Source organism: Geobacillus sp. YF-1, assembly GCF_052692335.1.
Genome location: NZ_CP199850.1, coordinates 479,872 through 501,124 on the forward strand (window position 1 = coordinate 479,872; position 21,253 = coordinate 501,124).

Below are 21,253 nucleotides of genomic sequence, written 5' to 3' on the forward strand. Positions count from 1 at the left end.
TCACGATGTGGCGCCAGCAGCTGCAGAGGACCACAACAGCCGCTCATACCATTGAATGTTCGCGCGCAGCCGCACGACCTCCCCGATGATGACCATGCTCGGATTTCGCATTTGCTCGTTGGCGGCGATTTCGGCGATCGTCGCTAACGTGCCAGTGACCGTGCGTTGGGCGGAGGTCGTTCCCCATTCGATGACCGCCGCCGGTGTTTCGGGCGACTTCCCATATTTCATCAGTTGGCCGCAGATGGAGGATAAGCGCTGAATCCCCATATAAATGGCAATGGTGTCGATGCCTTTGGCTAGGCTTTCCCATTGAATTTCGTCGCCGCTTCCTTCGCGCCGGTGCCCGGTGACAAAGGCGACGCTTGAGCTGAACTCGCGATGGGTGACCGGGATGCCGGCATACGCCGCTGCGGCGATGGCAGAGGTGACACCGGGAACGATCTCAAACTCAATCCCATGCTTGACGAGCGCTTCCGCCTCTTCGCCGCCGCGCCCGAACACGAATGGATCGCCGCCTTTTAAGCGGACGACAGTTTTCCCCTTTTTGGCATGCAGGACGAGCGCGCGGTTGATCGTTTCCTGCTGCATGGCGTGGCAGCCGGGCAGCTTCCCGCAAAAGATCAATTCAGCGTCCGGCTTGGCGTATGACAACAACTCTTCGTTAATGAGACGGTCGTACAAAATGACATCCGCCCGTTGAATGCATGTTAGTCCTTTGACGGTGATCAGTTCCGGATCGCCAGGGCCGGCGCCGACAAGGTAGACTTTTCCCATCGTTGTTTCAGCCCCTTCGTGCATGATTCAGCCAACCGCCGGAGAGCGGCGTGAATGCCTAGCTGTGCTTTTTATTGTACATCGTTTGCTTTTGTGCGCAAACGACTTTGGCAAATGTTCTTCCGTTCTTTTGAGCAAAGGAGGAACAATCAGTCCGCCTTCGCTGCCGGGATCATTCTCCGTTCGCGCAAATAAGCGAGCACTTGCTCGACGCATTCTTCGACCGAATAGCGGTCGGTTTCGATCGTCAGCTCCGGCGCTGTCGGCGCTTCGTACGGCGAGTCGATGCCGGTAAATTCGCGAATTTCCCCGCGGCGCGCTTTTTCGTACAGCCCTTTTGGGTCGCGTTTTTCACATTCTTCAAGCGGACAGCTAACATAAATTTCGATAAACTCGTCCTCGTCGACGAGACGGCGGACGAGCGCCCGGTCTTCGGCAAACGGGGAAATAAACGCCGTTAACACAAACTGTCCGCTGTCGACAAACAGTTTGGCCACTTCGCCGATGCGGCGGATGTTTTCCGTCCGGTCGGCGGCGGAAAAGCCGAGGTCTTTGTTGAGCCCGTGGCGGATGTTGTCGCCATCTAATACGTAGTTTTGAATGCCGAGCTCAAACAGCCGTCTAGAGACGGCGTTCGCCACCGTTGATTTGCCGGAGCCGGACAGCCCGGTGAACCAAAGGATGGCGCTATGATGGCCGTTGCGCTCGCGCCGGTCTTGTTTCGTGACCGATGTTTGATGCCAAACGATGTTCGTGCTCATGACGCTCCTCCTTTACCGCGTTGACGGGGTGACCGCTTCGCGCTGTTGCAATCCTTTGATCAAGACGGCGGCGACTTCCGGGCGGCTGAACGTGCTTGGCGGCACTTGGCCGTTGCGAAGCATTTCACGAACTTTCGTGCCGGAAAGGACGACATGATACTCAGCATCATGCGGGCACGTTTTCGTTGACGCCATGCCTTCGCATTTCGTGCAATAAAAGCTATGTTCGAAAAAGAGCGGCGTGATCCCGAGCTCTTCAGCCGTAAAGTTCGAGAAGATTTTTTGTGCGTCATACGTGCCGTAGTAATTGCCGACACCGGCGTGGTCGCGGCCGACGATGAAGTGCGTGCAGCCGAAGTTTTTGCGCACCATGGCATGGAAAATGGCCTCGCGCGGTCCGGCATAGCGCATGGCCGCTTGGAAGACGCCAAGGAAGACGCGGTCTTTCGGATAATAGTTTTCCAGCAGCACTTGGTAGCTTTCCATCCGGATGTCAGCCGGAATGTCATCCGCTTTCGTTTCACCGACGAGCGGGTTTAAAAACAAACCGTCGACGATCTCAAGCGCGCATTTTTGAATGTATTCGTGAGCGCGGTGAACCGGGTTGCGCGTTTGGAAGCCGACAACGGTGTTCCAGCCGAGTTCGGCAAACCGCTTCCGCGTTTCGGCCGGATCGAAATAAAACGCGGCGAACGGTCCTTTATCGGTCCGTTTGACAAGCGTGACTTCCCCGCCGACGTACACATCCGGTTTTTCAAACAGTTTGCGCACGCCAGGGTGGGCGAGTTCATCCGTTTTGTAAACGAACGTAGCTTCTTTTGTTTTGTCTGGGCGGTACATATCGGCGATTTCGATGACGCCGTACACGTCGCCGTTATAAACGAGCTTCGCTTTATCGCCGACAGCAAGTTCTTTCGCTTTCTCCTCCGTCACCGCGAGCGTGATCGGAATGCTCCAGACGGTGCCGTCAGCGAGGCGCATCGTTTCCACAACCGCGTCGTAGTCCGCTTTCGTTAAAAAGCCGGTGAGCGGACTGTACGCCCCCGTGCCGATCAATTCCAAATCGCTTAATTCCGCTTTCGACAGTTCGATCGTTTTGGATGCTTCGTCAAGCGGATAATCGGGATTCCAACGGTTGATTAATGTGCCGCCATGCGGGATGCTTACGCTCATGTTCACAACCTCCTAGATTGATAGACTGAAAAATCGCTTACATGCCGCCATGTTCATGGCGAAGAAAAAGGAAATGAGAAACCGCAATCGCAAGGAGCATACGATGGGTTCCTCCTATGTGAGATGGAGCCCGCACTCGGTCTTCCCTTGGCCGGCCCAGCGCCCGGAGCGCAAATCGTTCGGATCGACTGCCGGCGCTGTACACGGAGCGCAGCCGATGCTCGGGTAGCCGCGGTCATGAAGCACGTTGTACGGAAGATCGTGCTTATACACGTAGTTCCATACGTCTTTCCATGTCCAATGAATGAGCGGACAGACTTTGACCGAACGGAATTTGTCATCCTTATTGATGTATTCGACATGGCGCCGCGTCGGCGATTGTTCGCGGCGCAAGCCGGAAATCCAGGCGGTCACCCCGGTCAGCGCTTCACGCAGCGGAATGACTTTGCGCAGCTCGCAACATTTGTTCGGATCGCGCTTCCATAGTTCATCACCAAACTGGGCGGCTTGTTGTTCCAACGTCAGTGACGGGCGTTTCATCACGATGCGGAGCGAAGGATATTTTTCTTTCACTTTTTCGATCGTGTCATACGTTTCTTGAAAATGCAGCCCCGTGTCGAGAAAGACGATTTCCGCATCCGGCTTCACTTGGGAAATCAGATCGATCAGCACGATGCCTTCGATGCCAAAGCTACAGGCGTACACCATTTCATCACCGTACTCGCGGTACGCCCAAGCGAGAACGTCAAGCGCTCCTTTTGTTTCATTGTCAGACGGAAAAGACGGTTTTTCTGCCGTTTCCCACTGATCGTACGTGAGCATCGTTTTTCCCTCCTTATAAAACCAAAGAAAATCAACGTGATTAGTTGGATATTTACTCAGCAAGCGGCAGCTCGGCGACAAAAATGCCCTTCCCATTTTGATTTTGGAAAGAGCGGAAGAATTAGCGCCGCCTTATCTTTCAAAATGGACCCCATTTTTGCTGGAATTGGCACCTTGCTAGCCAGAGCAGGTTGCCGGAGTTCATCGGGCCAGTCCCTCCCTCGCTCTTGATAAGCGTATGCAATGATGTAATTGATTAAAATTTTAGCACAATTGCTGCCAATGTCAATCCTAGCTTTTCGATGGGAATTATGTTTATCTTGGCGGGCAAGCGCCTTTGGATCATGGCTGGCCGGTGCGGCATGTCAGCGAACCCCGCGGTTCGGCGGAAAGACGCCCCGTTTTCCGCCCTTCAAAACCGCGCGCCCTTACGACCGGCAAGCCTTTACTTTTTGCGCAGATTCCCGAGTTCTTCCACAATGGCTTGCATTTCACTCGGACTGAACGTCTCGCGTTTCATCACCATCTCGAAAATCTCTTTCAATTCATCGTACCATTCCTCGGAAAAATGTGATGGCTTCATCGCTTCCCAATTGAGCATTTTTAATTTTTGTTTCAATTGTTCAATCATGTATTCGACGTTTTCCGCCGACGGTTTGGATAAGTCCATGATTCGCGCTCCTTTCATAGCGGTTATCATGTATTGTACCACATCGGCGCTGAAAAGCGGGAGAGGAGATCGTCTGTTGCCCAGCCGAGAAACAGACGGTATGGTAAAATGGAGAGGCGGGCCTGTGCGGTGAAAGAGAGGCTAGGCCGGCGAGAAAAAAGAAACAATACCGAATGAAACGATGTTCATCACGATGGCGAAAGGGAGGCCGTTTCGGATGGTGAAAGTGCTGTTCGTTTGTCTTGGAAACATCTGCCGTTCGCCGATGGCGGAAGCTGTTTTTCGCCATTTGGTGAAAGAGCGGGGACTAGAGCATGTCATCACCGTTGATTCGGCGGGAACGGGCAGCTGGCATGTGGGGGAACCGCCGCATGCGGGAACGCGGCGAATTTTAAGCGAGAACAAGATCGATTATTCCGGCATCCGCGCCCGGCAAGTCGTCCGCCGCGACTTGGAGGAGTTCGATTATATCATCGCCATGGATGCCACCAATTTGAACGATTTGCGGCGGTTGGCCGGCCCCCGGTCGAGAGCGGTGATCGCTCGGCTGCTCGATTTCGTGCCGGAACGGGAAACGGACGACGTGCCAGACCCGTACTATACGGGCAATTTTGCCGAAGTGTACCGCCTGATCCGAGCGGGATGCGAGCATTTGCTGGAAACGATCATGCGCGATCATCGGCTGACGGAGGAGCATTGAGCCGCTTCCGCTTCGCCTGGCGCGGGAGCTCTCTTTCACGGCGCTGATGAAAAAAGCGGTCAACGATGCAGTCGTTCGAAAAGCAAGGGAAGGGAGGACGGCCGATGTTGGTGAATGCGACATTCATCCGCGAGTTGGCCCGGCGTTTTCAGGAAGATGAAATCCCAAGATTATCGGCGGAGCTGGCGTATTATTTTCTCCTGTCGTTGTTTCCGTTTTTGCTGTTTTTAATGACGCTGTTAGCCTATTTGCCGATTCCGCATGAGGATGTGCTCGCGCTCGTGCGGCAATACGCTCCGAAAGAGGCGCTTCGTCTCATCGAGACGAACGTTCATCGCCTCATGGATGAACAAAACGGTGGCTTGCTGTCGTTTAGCATCATTGCTGCTGTTTGGTCTGCTTCGAATGGGATGAGCGCGATTATGCGGGCGTTCAACCGCGCTTATGACGTGCAAGAAGATCGACCGTTTTGGGTAGTAAGGGGGTTGTCGATCGTATTGACGCTCGGCATGATCGCTGTCATTATCGTCGCTCTCGTGCTCCCTGTTTTTGGAAGGATGATCGGGCTGTTTTTGTTTTCGGCGCTCGGGTTGTCACGGCCGTTTTTAGATGTTTGGAACACATTGCGCTGGGTGACGAGCTCCTTGCTCTTGTTTACGGTGTTTACTGCGCTTTACTATTTTGCCCCGAATAAGCGGTTGCGCTGCGTCAATGTGGTGCGCGGCGCTGTGTTTGCCACGGCCGGCTGGATTGCCACCTCGTCGGCGTTTTCCTATTACGTCAACAACTTCGCCAATTATACGGCGATGTATGGCAGCCTTGGCGGGATGATCGTGCTGATGGTGTGGTTTTATTTGTCTGGCATGATCCTGATCTTGGGAGGAGAGCTGAACGCTCTGTTCGATTGCGAACGGGAAGGGAGAAAGCGGGTCCGTTAAACGTGCATAAAACGAGTGCCGACCGGACAATGTAATGGTGTGGGGATTTTCATACAGGGGGGATGACGATGGCGAAGCATACGAAAAAAGACGGGGGAACGAAGCAAAAAGGGAAAAATCGGCCGAAGCATAAAACGAGCGGGAGTGCCAACGGCCAAAACGGTTACCATTGAAAATCAAGCCGACCCAAAACGTGTCTGTTTTGGGTCGGCTCCGTTTTGTGCCCATTCTAGCGATCGCTATTACTCCACAATTTCTTCGTGATGATGATACGAGCGTTCATACAGGTATTCAATCTCGGCGTCGGTCATGCAAGCAAGTTGTTCCCGCGACAAGCCCCGCACTTTTTCAATAAATTCGATCATGTTTTTCCGTTCCGTCCGGCTCATCATCGCCACATCCTTTCATATACTGTTTTAAAACACATCGTGATTATCTTGTTTTTATTATATAACAGAAAAGAGAAAACGGTCAATGATTTTTTTTTAAAAAAAACAGAAAATGAAAGGAAGCGGTTAGGCCGTTTTTTCCTGCTTTCGTCGCTTCACAAGGCCGAGAACCGGGAGCAGGAGAACGGCGCTGACCGCTAGGAAAAAGGCGTCCGCTGCAACATCGACAGCGCTGCCGGAAAGCGGCGGGCCGATCATGCTACCGAGGCTGTACAACATTCCGCACAACAAATTCCCGGCCGGGAGGAGCGCTTTTGGCAGCAGATCGGTCATGTAGGCGATGCCGAGCGAGAACAGCGACCCTGTAAACATCCCGGCGGCAAATAAGCAGATCGCTAGGCTGACGGGAGAAGGACCGGCAGCAAACGCCGCCAAAAAACAGCCGGCGCCCGCCAACAGCGCCCCAGTGATGGTAATGCGGCGCCCGAGCCAGTCGCTCAATGCTCCAAGCGGCAGCTGAAACAGGATGCCCCCCAATGAGAAGCAAGGCAGTAAAAACGCGATTTGTTCTGTGCTCAACCGCTGATCCAAGGCGTACAGCGGGAACACCGAGTGAATGGACGCTTCCAAAAAGCCGTAAGCAAACGGCAACAAGAGCGCGGGCCATGCCCCCTTCCACGCCCCTAGCCACCGCCCGGCCGCCGTGGACGTTCGTTCCAACGGCCGCGGTTTTTCATTCGGCAGCGAAAACACGGCCACCCAGCCGATCAGACTGAGCAGAGCGCCGATGAAAAAAGGCAACGCTTCATTGACCGAAGCGAGCGAAGCGAGCAGCGGCCCGGCGGTAAAGCCAAGCCCAAACGCTAAACCGTACAGCGACAGCCGTCGTCCGCGCTTCTCCGGCGGCGAAAAGTCAGTGATCCACGTTTGAGTCGCAAAATGAAGCATATGATCGCCTACCCCAATGAGAAAGCGCAGAACAAACCAAATGAAAAAGGAAGGGAACAGTGGAAAAAGGGTAAGCGAACATATTACAATAGAACTGCCAAGGAGAATCATGGGCTTGTACCCATATTTGCCCAAGGGCTGCTCCAAAAAAGGGGAAATGAGCAATACACCAGCATACAGCGCGGCCGCATGCCCTCCGTTCACCGAAGAAGAAATCCCCTGTTTATCAAGCAAAAGAGCCAGCAATGGAAGCAGCATTCCTTGAGACAAGCCTGAAATGGCGACGATTCCGGTTAAAACAGCGAAACGCATTGGCAAGCCCCCGTTTCTGTGGATTGTTCGCGTTGCCGCTGCCGAACGACAGAGGCAAGGCAGCGGTATGCCCGTTTTCCGTGAAAAGGCCGCACTGGCGCGTGATGTTCAGCCCTGGATGGAGGGAAAACGCTACCCGTCGAATTTTCTGTGGAAATCTCGTCGGCAAGCGGTCGCTTTCATCCCCTGGGCAGAGGGCAAAGCGTCGCCCGTGGGCCCTCCGCAAAAATCCCGTTACCAAGCGGTAAGGTTCCCCCGCGGCCGATCACGCTGCCCTTCAAATGTTTCGGTGTAGATGCGCCACTCTTCATCGTAGTAGATGCGCCACTCTTCATCGTACAGGCGAATGCCGGATTGTGCAACGAAAATGAATGGAAAGGTGGAAGAAGCGAAAATGAACAAAGTATTCGCTTGGCTGACATGGATCGGCGTGCCGGTGTCCGTCATCGGCGGACTTCTTCACTGGCCGACCGTTTTGCTGTTTGGGCTATACTGTTTGACGATCATTGCGCTCGCCAGCTATATGGGGCGGGCGACGGAAAGTTTGGCGATTGTCGCCGGACCGCGCATCGGCGGGTTGTTGAATGCGACATTCGGGAACGCCGTCGAGCTGATTATTTCCATTTTTGCCTTGAAGGCTGGGCTCGTTGACGTTGTGCTCGCTTCCTTGACCGGTTCGGTGCTTGGCAACTTATTGCTCGTTGCCGGGCTGTCATTTTTTGTAGGTGGGCTCAAATACAAACGGCAAGGATTTAACATTTATGATGCCCGCCATAACGCGGGGTTGTTGACGTTTGCCATTTTTGTCGCCTTTGTCATCCCTGAGGTGTTTACGATGCAGATGGACCGCGGAGAGCAGCTGGCGCTCAGCGTCGGCATCGCCATCATCATGATTTTGCTTTATATCGCGGCCCTGTATTTTCGGCTTGTCACTCACCGCGGCGTTTATCAGCATCAATCCGATAAAACGGAAGAACACGAAGAGCCGGAATGGGGAAAAGGAAAAGCGACGACCATTTTGGCGCTGGCCACGGTGGCGGTGGCTTACTTATCGGAACGGCTTGTCCATACGTTTGAAACGGTCGCCGAATCGTTCGGCTGGAGCGAACTGTTTATCGGGATCATCATCGTCGCCATTGTCGGCAATGCGGCCGAGCACGCTTCGGCCGTCATTATGGCGTATAAAAACAAAATGAACGTCGCCGTCGAAATCGCTATCGGCTCGACATTGCAAATCGCCATGTTCGTCGCGCCGGTACTTGTGCTCGTTTCGCTTCTGTTTCCGGAAAAAATGCCGCTCGTCTTTTCGCTTCCTGAGCTGGTCGCGATGGCCGCTTCCGTGCTGCTCATCATCGTCCTTTCCAATGACGGGGATACAAATTGGTTTGAAGGGGCGACGCTGCTGGCGGCGTATACGATTATGGGAATCGGCTTTTACTTGCTGTGACGGGGCTTCCGTTAAAAACGGCCTCCTAGTGGTTTGGACAGACGAAGAAAACGAAACGCCGAAGCAGGACAAAATTTTCATCGCCGCGGATAAAGAGCAGGTTTTGAAAGAAACTAACCATGAATACCTAGGAGCGAAAGGAGTGAACATGCGGGATGAAAAAATGGTCCGTTTCGTTGCTCGTGAGCGCGCTGCTTCTATATGCGGCCGCAGCGCCGACGTTGGCGTCCTCCGGCAAACCGGCGCCCACCGCGGTGATCGATATATCGAAAGAAAATACGTACCCAAATCCAACGCAAGACTTGCCGCATTTAGAGCCAAGCTCGTTTGCGAAACAGCTGTTGAAATCGGCCAACGTGAAAATCGAAAATCCTGAATTGATTCATCTTTTAAACGAATCATCGGCGACGGACACGCCATGGGCCATCGGCTATCGAGCGACGATTTATTTAGGTCAATGGCCGCTCAATTACCAGTCGCTGGAGACATCAACGAATTGGGAATACCAAAAAGTCAACACGAATTTCCTCGATAATCGCGGCGGCGATGCCGCACAAAAATTGTATTATAAACAAGAAATGCAAAAACACGTCCGCGGCGGGTTGACATCCAAAGTGCCGAATGAGGATGCTGTCAAGCGGATGATGCTGAACAAAGCGATGGAAAAAACGAATTTGCCGCTTGCGTTCAGCACGGTCGTCGGCCTTGGCACGAAAAAAGACCAGCCGTACCAAGTGCCGGCGAAAAAGATGGGGTATTTGTACGCCTATGTTCCAGCGGTCAATGAAAAAGGAAAAGTGACTTACGGCGAAGTGTATGTCGTTTTGCGCGGAAACAAAAAGAACATTGTCGTCAAAAACGTCACGACAAGAGGAGTCGGGGCGTGGATCCCGGTGCAGGACCGGCTGTATATGTCTTACGTTGTCAGCGAGCAACCGAGGTAAAAGGTGCCCAAAAGACGGGCACCTTTTCCATTTGCTAGTCATACCGCTTATCGGGCCACTCGCGCGGATCGCTTCGTAAAATCGATGTCGCGATAATACGTCTGCTTCACAAGAACGTTCGGCCCGAGGCAGCGCGCCGCCGGACAATGGCAAAGCAGCTCATTGGCCAGTTTCGAGCGGCGCCATTGGTCATACACGTCAGGCAGCGAATCGCGGATGATGTTGCCAAGCGGCGGTTCATCGCCGAAATCGGTGACGATGACATCGCCGGTGAAAATGTTGACATTGAGCCGCGAGCGGCCGTCCGGATCGTTGCGCACGGTGACGTTTTTGCTTTCGTACAGCCGCTTCAATAGGGCCACATCTTCTTCGTTGTCGCTGCACGGGTAAAACGGCAGCGTGCCAAACAGCATCCAGACGTCCTCGTTGCGAATGTCAAGCAAATGGTGGATCGCTTCGCGCAATTCGTCCAAGCTCAACGTCTCAAGTGCACTGGCAAAATCGCTCGGATACATCGGGTGGATTTCATGCCGCCGGCAGCCCATTTCCTCGACCACTTGGCGGTGGATCGTTTCCAAATGGCGAACCGTCCGCTTGTTGAGCATCGTTTCCGCCGACACTAAGACCCCCGCTTTCGCCAACGCGTTCGCATTGTCGAGCATGCGCTGAAAATACTTTTCGCGCTGGGCGCGCGTCGGCTTCCGCTCCATCATGGCGAATCCGCCGTCGATAAAGTCATCGATCGTTCCCCAGTTATGGGAGATGTGCAGCACATCCAAATACGGAATGATTCGTTCATAGCGCGCCAAGTCAAGGGTCAAATTTGAATTCAGCTGCGTCCGCACCCCGCGCTCGTGCGCATAGCGGAGAAGGGGAACGACGTATTGGTCGACGGATTTTAATGACAGCATCGGCTCGCCGCCGGTGATGCTTAATGATCGCAAATGCGGGATTTCTTCCAAGCGGCGGAGCAACAAATCAAGCGGCAGCGCCTCGGGGTCTTTTGCCGACAGCGTATAGCCAACGGCGCAATGCTCACAGCGCATATTGCAAAGCGTCGTGGTCGTGAACTCGATGTTGGTCAGTTCAAGTTGTCCGTATTCTTCAATATCGACATACGCCTCCCACGGGTCATACATCGGTGTAATCGCTGGCATGGTCGATGCACGCATGTCTTTCTCCTCTTTCCATTCAAAGTCTCAACGTTCATTATCGGCAACAGTCACTCCGCTTGTCAATCGTTTTACCGAACCTCTATCCCATTCCTATGAGGCGGGCGTGGAGCTGATGAGACAGAAAAGATCCATGGGCAACCTTTTGCCCTCCACCCGGGGATGAAAATCCCCCTTTTCTTCCCATAATGAAGAATAGGCGCAAACAGTTCAACAGGACGTTATGCTTAATGGTGGCTTAGACCCTGTACAGAAAAGTGTTTGAATCCACTGGGTGCACCACCCATTGTCCGCCCTTTCCTGTGACAGAGAAAGGTGACGACGAACAGAAAACTGCCGCATGTCTCCCGTGGATTCGCTGTTTGCGCACTCCATCATCGAAACGGAGGCGTTTCATCATGGATGTCATCTATCCTCGCTGCGCAGGATTGGATGTTCATACCGAAACCATCGTCGCTTGTGCCCTATGGGAAGAAGAGGGGGAGATCCAAAAGGAGATCCAAACGTTCTCAACGTTCTCGAAAGGGCTTGGCGACCTGCTCGAGTGGCTCGAAGACCATGGGGTCACCCATGTCGCCATGGAATCCACCGGCGTGTATTGGAAACCGGTCTTTGCTTTCCTCGAGGGCTATGTCGACTTGACGTTGGCCAATCCGCAGCGGATCAAAAATGTCCCGGGAAGAAAAACCGATGTCTCTGACGCCGAGTGGATGGCGAAGCTGCTCCGCCATGGACTCATTGAAAAAAGTTTCGTCCCCCCAGCGCCCATTCGTGAACTGCGGGATTTTACCCGCCTGCGCAAAAAGTGGGTCGGACAGTTGAGTTCAGAGAAAAACCGGATTCAAAAAGTGCTGGAGTCTTCCAATGTCAAACTAGGCTCCGTCCTCTCGGATCTCTTCGGCGTTTCCGGACGAAACATCCTTGCCCGGCTGCTCGAGAAGGGATACGTGGACAAGGACGAGCTGGATCAATGCCTGCGCGGCAGGCTCAAAACGAAAAAGCAGGCGGTGTACGATTCGCTGCTGGGCACCTTGACCGAACATGAGCTCTGTCTCCTTCGCCTCTTGTGGAAACACGTGGAGGAATGCGAGCGGCTCATCGAAGAAGTCGACCAGCACATCGACCGCCTGCTCGAGCCGTATCGGGAGGAAGTGGACTTACTGATGACCATGCCTGGAATCAAAAAACAAACCGCCGCCGTCATCATCGCCGAGATGGGAACCGACATGAGCGTCTTTGAAACGCCGGAACGGGCGGCGTCATGGACGGGGTTGTCCCCCGGCAACCATGAAAGCGCCGGAAAGCGAAAGAGCACGCGCACCACCAAAGGCAATCCCCATCTTCGATCAGCGTTATGCGAGGCGGCATGGTCAGCATCTCGATCCAAGACACATCCCTTGTCCCGAAAATTTTGGTCGTTGGCGGCCCGATGCGGGAAGAAAAAAGCCCTCATCGCCACGGCTCGACGAATGTTGGTGATCATCTTTTGCATGATCTCCCGCAAAGAGCCGTTCCGCCAACCACAACTTATCTAGTATAGCCAACAGGCAGCCAGATCATACGAGATGTCCGAAAATCGGGCACCTCTGCTTTCCTATTGCCTTCTTTGGCCATTTTCAGTATACCCACACGGATCAGGAGCGTATACAGCACTCACCCAGTGGTGGGGATTTTCACAGAAAAGATCCATGGGCAGCGCGATCTGCCCTCCACCCGGGGATGAAAATCCGCGTCAGTTCAGCATTTTCACAGAAAAGAAAGATTTTTTCCATAACCGAGAAAAAGCAGTATAATAGAAGGAGATGAGACAACTGCCGATAGGGCGATCCAAAGGGAAAGGGCGTGGAACCGACATGGAAAAATTCCAGCAAAGCATGTATGACTTGATCGTGGAGACGTCAACGAAGCTGCCGAAGGACGTTCGCCGAGCGATCGCTCGGGCGAAAGTGCGCGAAAACGCCGGCACACGGGCGGCGATGGCGCTCGATACGATCGTTGAGAACATTCAAATGGCGGACGAAAACGTGTCGCCGATCTGTCAGGACACCGGCTTGCCGACGTTTAAAATCAAAGTGCCGGTCGGCGTGAATCAAATCGAAATGAAAAAAGCGATCCGCGCCGCCATTGTTGAAGCGACGAAAAACGGCAAGCTGCGTCCGAACTCGGTCGACTCGCTTACCGGCAAAAACAGCGGCGACAACTTGGGAGAAGGCGTGCCGGTCATCAAATTTGAACAATGGGAAAACGATTACATTGACGTCCGTTTGATTTTAAAAGGCGGCGGCTGTGAAAACAAAAACATTCAATACAGCCTGCCGTGTGAACTCGAAGGGCTCGGCCGCGCCGGCCGCGACCTTGACGGCATTCGCAAATGCATTTTGCATGCGGTGTACCAAGCGCAAGGGCAAGGGTGCAGCGCCGGCTTCATCGGCGTTGGCATCGGCGGCGACCGCTCATCGGGCTATGAGCTCGCCAAAGAGCAGCTGTTCCGCCCGGTCGATGACGTCAATCCGATCGAAGAACTGCGCCAACTCGAAGAATACATTATGGAAAACGCCAACAAGCTCGGCATCGGCACGATGGGCTTTGGCGGCGAATCGACGCTGCTTGGCTGTAAAATCGGTGTCATGCACCGCATCCCGGCAAGCTTCTTCGTTTCCGTCGCTTACAATTGCTGGGCGTTCCGCCGCATGGGCGTGAAAATCGACCCGGCAACGGGCGAGATCATCGAATGGCTGTACCAAGACGGCGAAGACGTCGATTTCGCGAAAGAATTGGAAAAAGCGGAAGCTGCCGCGGCGCTTGAACAAGGCGACACACGCGTCATCGACCTCGTTCCGCCGCTGTCGGAGGAACAAGTGCGCCAGCTTCGCGTCGGCGATGTCGTCCGCATCAGCGGCATGATTTACACCGGCCGCGACGCTATTCATAAATATTTGATGGACCATGACGCGCCGGTCGACTTGAACGGGCAAATCATTTACCATTGCGGCCCGGTCATGTTAAAAGATGAAGAAGGCCGCTGGCACGTCAAAGCCGCCGGCCCGACGACGAGCATCCGCGAAGAGCCGTACCAAGGCGACATCATGAAAAAATTCGGCGTCCGCGCCGTCATCGGCAAAGGCGGCATGGGCGCGAAAACGCTGCAAGCCTTAAAAGAACACGGCGGCGTCTACTTGAACGCCATCGGCGGCGCCGCGCAATATTACGCCGATTGCATCAAATCCGTAGAAGGCGTCGATTTGCTGGAATTCGGCATCCCGGAAGCGATGTGGCATTTGCGCGTCGAAAACTTCACCGCCGTCGTCACGATGGATTCGCACGGCAACAGCTTGCATGAAGATGTGGAAAAATCGTCACTTGAAAAGCTCGCTCAATTCAAAGAACCGGTGTTCAAATAAAAAGAAAGAAGCGATTTCAAACGAACGGCTGGTCGCTCAGCTCACCTGGCCCCAAACGCGTGTGCCGCAGGCGCGTTTGGGGCTTTTTTTGCAAAAAATGGCGCGCGTAAAGCGCGGAGGCGGGAAAACAATAAGAAAAAGGAAACGATCGCAGCCAAGGAGGCATTGTGCGCATGAAATGGCTTCTTTCTCTTTTGTTGCTGTTCACGTTGATCCCCGCCCCCGCGTTCGCGGCAAGCCATGCCCCGATCCATTGGGGATTCAAGCGGAGCGAAAACCATCAGCCCCCATCGGCGGGAAAAGAGCTTGACGAACTGCTCGCCAAATACGATGCCTTTTATTTAGGTGATACGAGCGAAAAAACGATTTATTTGACGTTTGACAACGGCTATGAAAACGGCTATACGGCGCAAATTTTAGACGTGTTAAAAGAAAAGAACGTGCCGGCTGCCTTTTTTGTCACCGGCCATTACTTACAAACCGCCCCTGAGTTAGTGAAACGAATGGCCGCCGAGGGGCACATCATCGGCAATCATTCATGGCACCACCCCGATTTGACAACGGCAAGCGAAGAGCGGTTCCGTGAAGAGCTGGAAAAAGTAAAAGAAAAGACCGAGGAATTGACCGGGCAAAAAGGGATGGCGTACCTTCGCCCGCCGCGCGGCATTTTCAGTGAACGGACGTTGGCGCTCGCCCGCGAGCTTGGCTATTACCACGTCTTTTGGTCGCTGGCGTTCGTCGACTGGCAGACCGACCGCCAGCGCGGCTGGCAATACGCGTACGATCAAATCATGAAGCAAATCCATCCCGGGGCGATTTTGCTTTTGCACTCGGTCTCAAAAGACAACGCCGACGCGCTGCCGAAGGTGATCGACGACTTGCGCAAACAAGGGTATACGTTTGCCAGCTTAGATGAGTTGATGGCGAAAAAGATGGGCCTCCATCCGTGGCTGTTTCGTCCGTAACGCCTTCAGCGCGGCCTGTCTGCTCATGGAAGTGAGCGCTTTTCGGTGCAGAAGTCAGTGCCGACAGCTTCTGTCCCCGTGTCCGTCGTCGCGTTGCGGATGGTCAAAACAACAGGGTGCGCCGCTAGGCTATTCCCCGCCTCGCCACTAGAAACGGATCGGCTGCTTGTCCGATTCGTTGGTTTGGCGGGGCGTTTTTCGTTATAATAAGGGCACGGACGAACGAGAAAGGTGAGAACGATGTGGAAACAAACGATTACCGTGCCCGCGCCGTACGATTTTGCCCATGCGTTGGAGCGATTGGCGCTCGATCCGCTGCTGGCGGTTGATCTAGAGCGGCAGCGCGTCACCGTGCCGCTTCATCTCGATGACGTAAAAGTGCCCGTCGCGGTGGAAAGCATCGGCACAAAAGACGCCCCACGCTTGATCGTGTCGGGTCCGCATCCCGAGCGGCAACAGGAGATCATCGAACGGATTTCCGATCTGTTTCAATGGCGGACGCCGCTCGCTTCGGTACACGGCCATTTTCAGGCGACCGAGCTGGCGCCGCTATTTGCCCGTTATGAGGGGCTGCCGTTGGTGCTTGATTTTGATTTGTATTTTTGCCTCGTCAAATGTTTGATCCACCAACAGCTTCATCTCAAAGTCGGCTATCGGCTCACAGAGCGGTTTGTGAAAACGTTCGGCGAGGAGCGGGACGGCGTTTGGTTTTACCCGCGCCCGGAAGAGATCGCCGCCCGTTCGTACGAGGACTTGCGCGCTTTGCAGCTGAGCGGACGGAAAGCGGAATATATCGTCGATATGTCGCGCCTCATTGCCGAGGGGAAGCTGCGGCTTGATGAACTCAGGCAGATGGAGGACGGCGAAGTGATGGAACGGCTGACCGCCATCCGCGGCATCGGGCCATGGACCGTGCAAAATTTTCTCGTGTTCGGGCTCGGCCGCCCGAACGTCTTCCCGCCGGCGGATATTGGCTTGCAGCGGGCGGTGGAACAACTTTTTCAGCTGCCGAAGCGGCCGACCGCCCACGAGCTGGCGGCGCTCGGCGAGCGGTGGAAGCCGTATGCGAGCTACGCGGCGCTTTATTTATGGAGAAGCATTGAATGAGAGGGACCGATATGGCAAAGCGACAAACGAAGGTGAAGATTCGAAAGGGAGACCAATTTCCGCTGACGATTCAGCGAATCGGCATTAACGGCGAAGGGGTCGGCTATTTTCAAAAACAAGTCGTCTTCGTCCCCGGTGCCTTGCCGGGCGAGGAAGTGATCGTCGAGGCGACCGACATCCACCCTACCTATGCCGAGGCGAACATCAAGCGCATCCGCAAGCGCTCGCCAAACCGCATCAAGCCGCCATGCCCGCTCTATGACCAGTGCGGCGGCTGCCAGCTCCAGCACTTGGCGTACGAAGCGCAGCTGGAGGCGAAGCGCGACATTGTCATCCAGGCGCTGCGCCGCCACGCCCGCCGCCTCGATGTTGACAAACTTGACATCCGTCCAACGATCGGCATGGACGACCCGTGGCATTACCGAAACAAAAGCCAGTTCCAAGTCGGGATGAAAGAAGGGAAGGTGCTCGCCGGGCTGTACGGCCTCAACTCCCATCGGCTCATCGACTTGTCGGAATGCCGCGTCCAACACCCGCAAACGACGCGCGTGACAAACATCATCAAAACGATTTTGCAAGACTTGCGCATCCCGATTTACAACGAGCGGACAAGAACCGGCGTCGTGCGGACGATCGTCGCTCGCGTCGGCTTTCATACCGGCGACATCCAAGTCGTTCTCGTCACGGCGACGAAAGACATTCCGCGCCAAGAGCTGCTCATTGACGAAATTCGCCGCCGTCTCCCCGAAGTCAAATCGATCGTGCAAAATATCAACGGCGAAAAAACATCGCTCATTTTCGGCGATGAGACGGAAGTGCTCGCCGGCGACGAATACATTCAAGAAACGCTCGGCGACTTGTCATTTGAGCTCTCCGCGCGCGCGTTTTTCCAGCTCAATCCGATCCAAACGGTGAAATTGTACGATGAAGTGAAAAAAGCGGCCGCTCTCACCGGAACAGAGAGGATCGTTGACGCCTATTGCGGCGTCGGCACGATCGGGTTGTGGCTCGCCTGCGATGCCAACGAAGTGCGCGGCATGGATACGATTCCAGAAGCGATCGCAGACGCAAAGAAAAACGCCAAAAAACACGGGTTCACGAACACCCATTATGTCGTCGGCAAAGCGGAATATTGGCTGCCGAAATGGGTGAACGAAGGCTGGAAGCCGGACGTCATCATCGTTGACCCGCCCCGCGTCGGCTGCGACCGGGCGCTGCTCGAAACGATCCTCCGCGTCCGCCCGCAAAAAGTCGTCTACGTCTCGTGCAACCCGTCCAGCCTCGCCCGCGACCTCGACATCCTAGCGGCCGCCTATCGCGTCGCCTACATCCAGCCGGTCGACATGTTCCCGCATACGGCGCATGTCGAATGTGTCGCGCAGATCGTGTTACGAGAAACGTAAGCAGGAAACGGGTTTGTTTCCTGCTATTTCATTTTCGGAACAGAGAATCGATAAAAACGTTTTGGGCGTTCCATCGGGTTTCCACACGACCGATGAGGCGAGGGGAGAATTTTCGTTGTCCATCCATCATGAATGACGAAATCTTGCCAAATCGAAGTTTCTACCAACGATAAAACGATGTATAATTAAATTTGGAAATAATAAGGGGGCATCTATATGATGACAGGAGAATTAAAGAACAAAGTCGATAAAATATGGGAAGCATTTTGGACGGGCGGTATTACGAACCCGCTGACGGTTATTGAACAGTTTACATACTTGTTATTCATCAAAGGTCTCGACGAAGTCGAAACGCAGCGCGAACAGGAAGATGCTTTGCTGGGCATCGAATCGGAACGCATCTTTCCGCCCGATAAGCAGCACTTGCGTTGGAGCAAATTCAAACATTTTGAAGCCGCCCATATGTATGAGGTCGTTTCCAACGAAGTGTTTCCATTTATCAAAAACTTGCATGGTAACAGGGAGTCCGCTTATGCGAAATATATGGGCGACGCCATGTTCATGATCCCGACGCCGCAACTGCTCGTCAAAATTGTCGACGGCATTGACCACATTCCGATGAAAGACCGCGATACAAAAGGCGATTTGTACGAGTATTTGTTATCGAAAATCGCCACCGCGGGGACGAACGGCCAATTCCGGACACCGCGCCATATTATCAACATGATGGTCGAACTCGTAAAACCGACGCCGGAAGACATCATCGTCGACCCGGCCGCCGGGTCCGCCGGGTTTTTAGTCGCCGCCGGCGAATATTTGCGCAACCATCGCAGCGACTTATTTTTAGTGCAAAGTTTAAAAGAACATTTTCACAACCATATGTTTTACGGTTTTGACATGGACCGCACGATGCTGCGGATTGGCGCGATGAACATGATGCTCCATGGCATTGAAAACCCGAATATCGAATATCGCGACTCCTTGTCGGAACAAAACAAAGATCGCGACAAATACACCCTTGTCTTAGCCAATCCGCCGTTTAAAGGCTCGCTCGACTATGAAGCGGTATCGAGCGATTTATTAAAAGTGGTCAAAACAAAGAAAACGGAGCTATTATTCTTGGCGTTATTCTTGCGCATCTTAAAACCGGGCGGCCGCTGCGCCTGCATCGTGCCAGATGGGGTATTGTTCGGCAGCTCGACGGCGCATAAAGCGATTCGCAAAGAAATCGTCGAAAACCATAAGCTCGAAGCGATTATTTCGATGCCAAGCGGCGTGTTTAAACCGTACGCCGGCGTATCGACAGCCATTATGATTTTCACGAAAACAGGCGCCGGCGGAACCGATCACGTCTGGTTTTACGACATGAAAGCCGACGGCTATTCGCTAGACGACAAGCGCAATCCGGTGGAAGAAAACGACATTCCGGATATTTTAGCGCGCTTTAACAACTTGGAAGCGGAAAAAGAACGGAAACGAACAGAGCAATCGTTCTTCGTGTCGGTGGAAGAAATTCGGGAAAACGGCTATGACCTTTCGATTAACAAGTATAAAGAGATTGAGTATGAAGAAGTGCAGTATGAACATCCTGCAGTAATCCTTTCAAAAATTAAATCTTTAGAGGAAGAAATTGCAGAGGGGATTAAAACTCTAGAGGAGATGCTAGATTGACAATGGGAACATATAAGAAAGTCAAACTGACGGATATTGCAGATATTAATCCCAAAACAAGCTTTGAAAATCTAGAACCTTCAACTGAAGTGAGTTTTATACCTATGCAGTCAATTTCTGAAGAGGGCAGGATTATAGATTATCAAGTAAAGCAATTTGATGAAGTAAAAAAAGGATACACATCTTTTGTTGAAAACGATATATTGTTGGCTAAAATAACACCATGTATGGAAAACGGTAAAAGAGCAATAGCCACTAATTTAAAGAATGGGATTGGATTTGGTTCAACTGAATTTCATGTTATACGTCCAAAGGAATCGGTAATTCCGAAATATTTATTCTATTTTACTGTAGATGAGCATTTTTCATTACAATAATTTCCATGCCCTAAGAGACAAACAGGGGACCCCTTAGGCGACATGGAGCTGTTTTTTGATCACATCAATGGGAATATTTTGCTTCGCGGCATCGTAGATGAACTCGACGACGCTGTGCCCTTTCCGAGACCGAAGAAGCTCCAGGCCGGAAGAGAGGTCTTGCTGAGATTCGGCGATGCTGTATACGCAGGCGAACAGCACCACGGCCCAATACCGTTTCACCGCCCGAATGTGACGAACACGGTACCCATCGAGCTTCAGCTGGTCTTTGGCCTGCCGGAAAAAGCATTCGATCGTCCAGCGCTGGGCATAATAACGCAAGATCTCTTCATCGCCTAGCTCCCGGTCGGTGCTCAAGACGACATGGAGATGATCTGGCGTCATCGGTTCATCCGCCTTCCAAGCCAGCAGCACCACCGCGTCATCGAGGCCATGGATCGCTCCCTCGTAGCGATACACGCGGTAACGCTCCTTCCCCACCGTGACGAGGTGGGTGTCGTTGGGCTCGATATAGCGGGCGAACTTCTTCGCTTGGATGGCGATACCTTTCGGATAGAGAATCCGGTTCGTCTTGAGCATGGCGATGACATGGAATCCTTGTTTCAGGCAGGCTTCGATGAGCGCTTGGGACGGATACCAGGAATCCATGAGCACATACACCGGCTGAGCCCGCTTCCCCTTGAGCGAGGAAAGCATCTCGATCGCCAGGTCGATTTTGCTTCTTCCCGCCGTCTTGTCATACAGACGAAAGGCGAACGGAAACGCTTGCGAGAAAGTATGCACCATCAGCCAAACAAGCGAATGCCCCCAAACGGATTGATGATCTTTGTGCGAGTAGTGCCAATCACACCCTTGAATGGCGCGGGCAGCCCGTGACGAAGGCTTCGTTTTTTGGCAAATCGTATCATCAATCGAAACAAAAAGGGGTTGATTCTCCCGTTTGGCTAGGCGTTCGATCTGGCGAAGAATCCATTCTTGAAGCTTCTCAAGCAGTTTTTCCTCGTTCCAAGGGCTTTTCGTGAAAAAATGGCTGAGCGTGGTTCGATGGTTGGGATGAAAACTCCAGTACCGGACATCCGTCAATGTCCCCGAAAATCCCTTGGTAGTCAAGGCGTCGACAAGGTAAACGAGATGCTTGATGACCGGCTTCGAGAAATAAAGCGCCAATCCCAACGTCATGAAAAACTTGTGGATTCCTTGATGATGTGCTAATCTATTCATGAGACATGAACCTCCTTGTGTGAATGGGTTTGAGCACATCTATTTTACTCAAGGA

At 53.3% G+C, this 21,253-nt stretch carries 20 protein-coding genes and 1 riboswitch; of the genes, 11 read left to right on the plus strand and 9 right to left on the minus strand.

Annotated features, from left to right (window positions below; genetic code table 11):
- The 5 genes from cobA to ACTVIM_RS02370 all read right to left on the minus strand — a co-directional run bounded on the left by cobA (position 1) and on the right by ACTVIM_RS02370 (position 4,203).
- A complete protein-coding gene (cobA, locus tag ACTVIM_RS02350) occupies positions 1-777 on the minus strand; it encodes a uroporphyrinogen-III C-methyltransferase (protein ID WP_061912621.1) in 777 nt (258 codons plus the stop codon).
- Between the two features lie 149 nt (positions 778-926).
- Positions 927-1,538: an adenylyl-sulfate kinase gene (gene cysC, locus ACTVIM_RS02355; protein WP_033020590.1), complete on the minus strand. Its 612-nt coding sequence runs from the start codon at positions 1,536-1,538 to the stop codon at positions 927-929.
- A 12-nt stretch (positions 1,539-1,550) separates the two neighbouring features.
- On the minus strand, positions 1,551-2,711 hold the full coding sequence (gene sat / locus ACTVIM_RS02360) for a sulfate adenylyltransferase (protein WP_033020588.1): 1,161 nt from the start codon (positions 2,709-2,711) through the stop codon (positions 1,551-1,553).
- A 114-nt stretch (positions 2,712-2,825) separates the two neighbouring features.
- The gene (locus ACTVIM_RS02365; RefSeq protein ID WP_033020587.1) at positions 2,826-3,533 is read right to left on the minus strand and encodes a phosphoadenylyl-sulfate reductase; all 708 of its coding nucleotides are present in this window, start codon (positions 3,531-3,533) and stop codon (positions 2,826-2,828) included.
- A 129-nt stretch (positions 3,534-3,662) separates the two neighbouring features.
- Positions 3,663-3,770, minus strand: a riboswitch (SAM riboswitch).
- 208 nt (positions 3,771-3,978) lie between these two features.
- Entirely contained in the window at positions 3,979-4,203 is a 225-nt protein-coding gene (locus ACTVIM_RS02370) for a DUF1128 domain-containing protein (protein WP_033020586.1), read from the minus strand.
- A 217-nt stretch (positions 4,204-4,420) separates the two neighbouring features.
- Here ACTVIM_RS02370 and ACTVIM_RS02375 point away from each other — a divergent pair, with 217 nt between their 5' ends.
- Positions 4,421-4,903 (plus strand): low molecular weight protein-tyrosine-phosphatase, encoded by a 483-nt coding sequence (locus ACTVIM_RS02375; RefSeq protein ID WP_445613529.1) that lies wholly within the window; start codon positions 4,421-4,423, stop codon positions 4,901-4,903.
- Between the two features lie 104 nt (positions 4,904-5,007).
- The gene (locus ACTVIM_RS02380) at positions 5,008-5,841 is read left to right on the plus strand and encodes a YihY/virulence factor BrkB family protein (RefSeq protein ID WP_445613530.1); all 834 of its coding nucleotides are present in this window, start codon (positions 5,008-5,010) and stop codon (positions 5,839-5,841) included.
- A gap of 242 nt (positions 5,842-6,083) precedes the next feature.
- On the opposite strand, the gene ACTVIM_RS02385 is transcribed toward ACTVIM_RS02380, so the two are convergent.
- Together ACTVIM_RS02385 and ACTVIM_RS02390 are read right to left on the minus strand one after the other, a co-directional pair.
- Complete coding sequence (locus tag ACTVIM_RS02385) at positions 6,084-6,230, minus strand: BH0509 family protein (RefSeq protein WP_033020583.1); 147 nt, start codon at positions 6,228-6,230, stop codon at positions 6,084-6,086.
- A 126-nt stretch (positions 6,231-6,356) separates the two neighbouring features.
- Positions 6,357-7,490, minus strand: a complete 1,134-nt coding sequence (locus ACTVIM_RS02390; protein WP_445613531.1) for an MFS transporter — start codon at positions 7,488-7,490, stop codon at positions 6,357-6,359.
- Positions 7,491-7,884: 394 nt separating this feature from the next.
- Between ACTVIM_RS02390 and cax the strand changes: the two genes are divergently transcribed.
- Complete coding sequence (cax, locus tag ACTVIM_RS02395) at positions 7,885-8,937, plus strand: calcium/proton exchanger (RefSeq protein WP_033023405.1); 1,053 nt, start codon at positions 7,885-7,887, stop codon at positions 8,935-8,937.
- Positions 8,938-9,092: 155 nt separating this feature from the next.
- Positions 9,093-9,881 carry a YfkD famly protein gene (locus ACTVIM_RS02400; RefSeq protein ID WP_033023398.1) on the plus strand — a complete coding sequence of 263 codons (789 nt, stop codon included), beginning with the start codon at positions 9,093-9,095 and terminating at the stop codon, positions 9,879-9,881.
- 47 nt (positions 9,882-9,928) lie between these two features.
- Here the strand turns inward: ACTVIM_RS02400 and yfkAB are convergent, their stop codons facing one another.
- Positions 9,929-11,053 (minus strand): radical SAM/CxCxxxxC motif protein YfkAB, encoded by a 1,125-nt coding sequence (gene yfkAB, locus ACTVIM_RS02405; protein ID WP_445613532.1) that lies wholly within the window; start codon positions 11,051-11,053, stop codon positions 9,929-9,931.
- A gap of 398 nt (positions 11,054-11,451) precedes the next feature.
- Here yfkAB and ACTVIM_RS02410 point away from each other — a divergent pair, with 398 nt between their 5' ends.
- From ACTVIM_RS02410 to ACTVIM_RS02440, 7 genes are all read left to right on the plus strand, one after another.
- Complete coding sequence (locus tag ACTVIM_RS02410) at positions 11,452-12,588, plus strand: IS110 family transposase (protein ID WP_445613533.1); 1,137 nt, start codon at positions 11,452-11,454, stop codon at positions 12,586-12,588.
- A 318-nt stretch (positions 12,589-12,906) separates the two neighbouring features.
- Entirely contained in the window at positions 12,907-14,454 is a 1,548-nt protein-coding gene (locus ACTVIM_RS02415) for a fumarate hydratase (protein WP_172418767.1), read from the plus strand.
- Positions 14,455-14,627: 173 nt separating this feature from the next.
- Positions 14,628-15,419 (plus strand): delta-lactam-biosynthetic de-N-acetylase, encoded by a 792-nt coding sequence (gene pdaA / locus ACTVIM_RS02420; RefSeq protein ID WP_031405691.1) that lies wholly within the window; start codon positions 14,628-14,630, stop codon positions 15,417-15,419.
- A gap of 240 nt (positions 15,420-15,659) precedes the next feature.
- Entirely contained in the window at positions 15,660-16,526 is an 867-nt protein-coding gene (locus tag ACTVIM_RS02425) for a DNA-3-methyladenine glycosylase family protein (RefSeq protein ID WP_445613534.1), read from the plus strand.
- Complete coding sequence (rlmD, locus tag ACTVIM_RS02430; RefSeq protein WP_445613535.1) at positions 16,523-17,929, plus strand: 23S rRNA (uracil(1939)-C(5))-methyltransferase RlmD; 1,407 nt, start codon at positions 16,523-16,525, stop codon at positions 17,927-17,929. Before ACTVIM_RS02425 ends, rlmD begins: the two co-directional genes overlap by 4 nt.
- A gap of 216 nt (positions 17,930-18,145) precedes the next feature.
- Positions 18,146-19,600, plus strand: coding sequence for a type I restriction-modification system subunit M (locus tag ACTVIM_RS02435; RefSeq protein WP_445613536.1), 1,455 nt, complete (start codon positions 18,146-18,148; stop codon positions 19,598-19,600).
- Positions 19,601-19,602: 2 nt separating this feature from the next.
- Complete coding sequence (locus tag ACTVIM_RS02440) at positions 19,603-19,977, plus strand: restriction endonuclease subunit S (protein WP_445614288.1); 375 nt, start codon at positions 19,603-19,605, stop codon at positions 19,975-19,977.
- A gap of 33 nt (positions 19,978-20,010) precedes the next feature.
- Here ACTVIM_RS02440 and ACTVIM_RS02445 read toward each other — a convergent pair whose 3' ends face one another.
- Positions 20,011-21,198 (minus strand): IS701 family transposase, encoded by a 1,188-nt coding sequence (locus ACTVIM_RS02445; RefSeq protein WP_445612345.1) that lies wholly within the window; start codon positions 21,196-21,198, stop codon positions 20,011-20,013.
- Between the last annotated feature and the right edge of the window lie 55 nt (positions 21,199-21,253).

Excerpts from the sequence above, each read along its gene's own strand:
- pdaA (WP_031405691.1), top strand. The coding sequence starts at position 14,628 with ATGAAATGGCTTCTTTCTCTTTTGTTGCTGTTCACGTTGATCCCCGCC.
- ACTVIM_RS02445 (WP_445612345.1), bottom strand. The coding sequence starts at position 21,198 with ATGAATAGATTAGCACATCATCAAGGAATCCACAAGTTTTTCATGACG.
- ACTVIM_RS02380 (WP_445613530.1), top strand. The coding sequence starts at position 5,008 with ATGTTGGTGAATGCGACATTCATCCGCGAGTTGGCCCGGCGTTTTCAG.
- ACTVIM_RS02410 (WP_445613533.1), top strand. The coding sequence starts at position 11,452 with ATGGATGTCATCTATCCTCGCTGCGCAGGATTGGATGTTCATACCGAA.
- ACTVIM_RS02370 (WP_033020586.1), bottom strand. The coding sequence starts at position 4,203 with ATGGACTTATCCAAACCGTCGGCGGAAAACGTCGAATACATGATTGAA.
- sat (WP_033020588.1), bottom strand. The coding sequence starts at position 2,711 with ATGAGCGTAAGCATCCCGCATGGCGGCACATTAATCAACCGTTGGAAT.
- ACTVIM_RS02390 (WP_445613531.1), bottom strand. The coding sequence starts at position 7,490 with ATGCGTTTCGCTGTTTTAACCGGAATCGTCGCCATTTCAGGCTTGTCT.
- ACTVIM_RS02375 (WP_445613529.1), top strand. The coding sequence starts at position 4,421 with ATGGTGAAAGTGCTGTTCGTTTGTCTTGGAAACATCTGCCGTTCGCCG.
- cobA (WP_061912621.1), bottom strand. The coding sequence starts at position 777 with ATGGGAAAAGTCTACCTTGTCGGCGCCGGCCCTGGCGATCCGGAACTG.
- ACTVIM_RS02425 (WP_445613534.1), top strand. The coding sequence starts at position 15,660 with ATGTGGAAACAAACGATTACCGTGCCCGCGCCGTACGATTTTGCCCAT.
- ACTVIM_RS02440 (WP_445614288.1), top strand. The coding sequence starts at position 19,603 with ATGGGAACATATAAGAAAGTCAAACTGACGGATATTGCAGATATTAAT.
- ACTVIM_RS02415 (WP_172418767.1), top strand. The coding sequence starts at position 12,907 with ATGGAAAAATTCCAGCAAAGCATGTATGACTTGATCGTGGAGACGTCA.
- rlmD (WP_445613535.1), top strand. The coding sequence starts at position 16,523 with ATGAGAGGGACCGATATGGCAAAGCGACAAACGAAGGTGAAGATTCGA.
- cysC (WP_033020590.1), bottom strand. The coding sequence starts at position 1,538 with ATGAGCACGAACATCGTTTGGCATCAAACATCGGTCACGAAACAAGAC.
- ACTVIM_RS02435 (WP_445613536.1), top strand. The coding sequence starts at position 18,146 with ATGATGACAGGAGAATTAAAGAACAAAGTCGATAAAATATGGGAAGCA.
- ACTVIM_RS02365 (WP_033020587.1), bottom strand. The coding sequence starts at position 3,533 with ATGCTCACGTACGATCAGTGGGAAACGGCAGAAAAACCGTCTTTTCCG.
- ACTVIM_RS02400 (WP_033023398.1), top strand. The coding sequence starts at position 9,093 with ATGAAAAAATGGTCCGTTTCGTTGCTCGTGAGCGCGCTGCTTCTATAT.
- ACTVIM_RS02385 (WP_033020583.1), bottom strand. The coding sequence starts at position 6,230 with ATGAGCCGGACGGAACGGAAAAACATGATCGAATTTATTGAAAAAGTG.
- yfkAB (WP_445613532.1), bottom strand. The coding sequence starts at position 11,053 with ATGCGTGCATCGACCATGCCAGCGATTACACCGATGTATGACCCGTGG.
- cax (WP_033023405.1), top strand. The coding sequence starts at position 7,885 with ATGAACAAAGTATTCGCTTGGCTGACATGGATCGGCGTGCCGGTGTCC.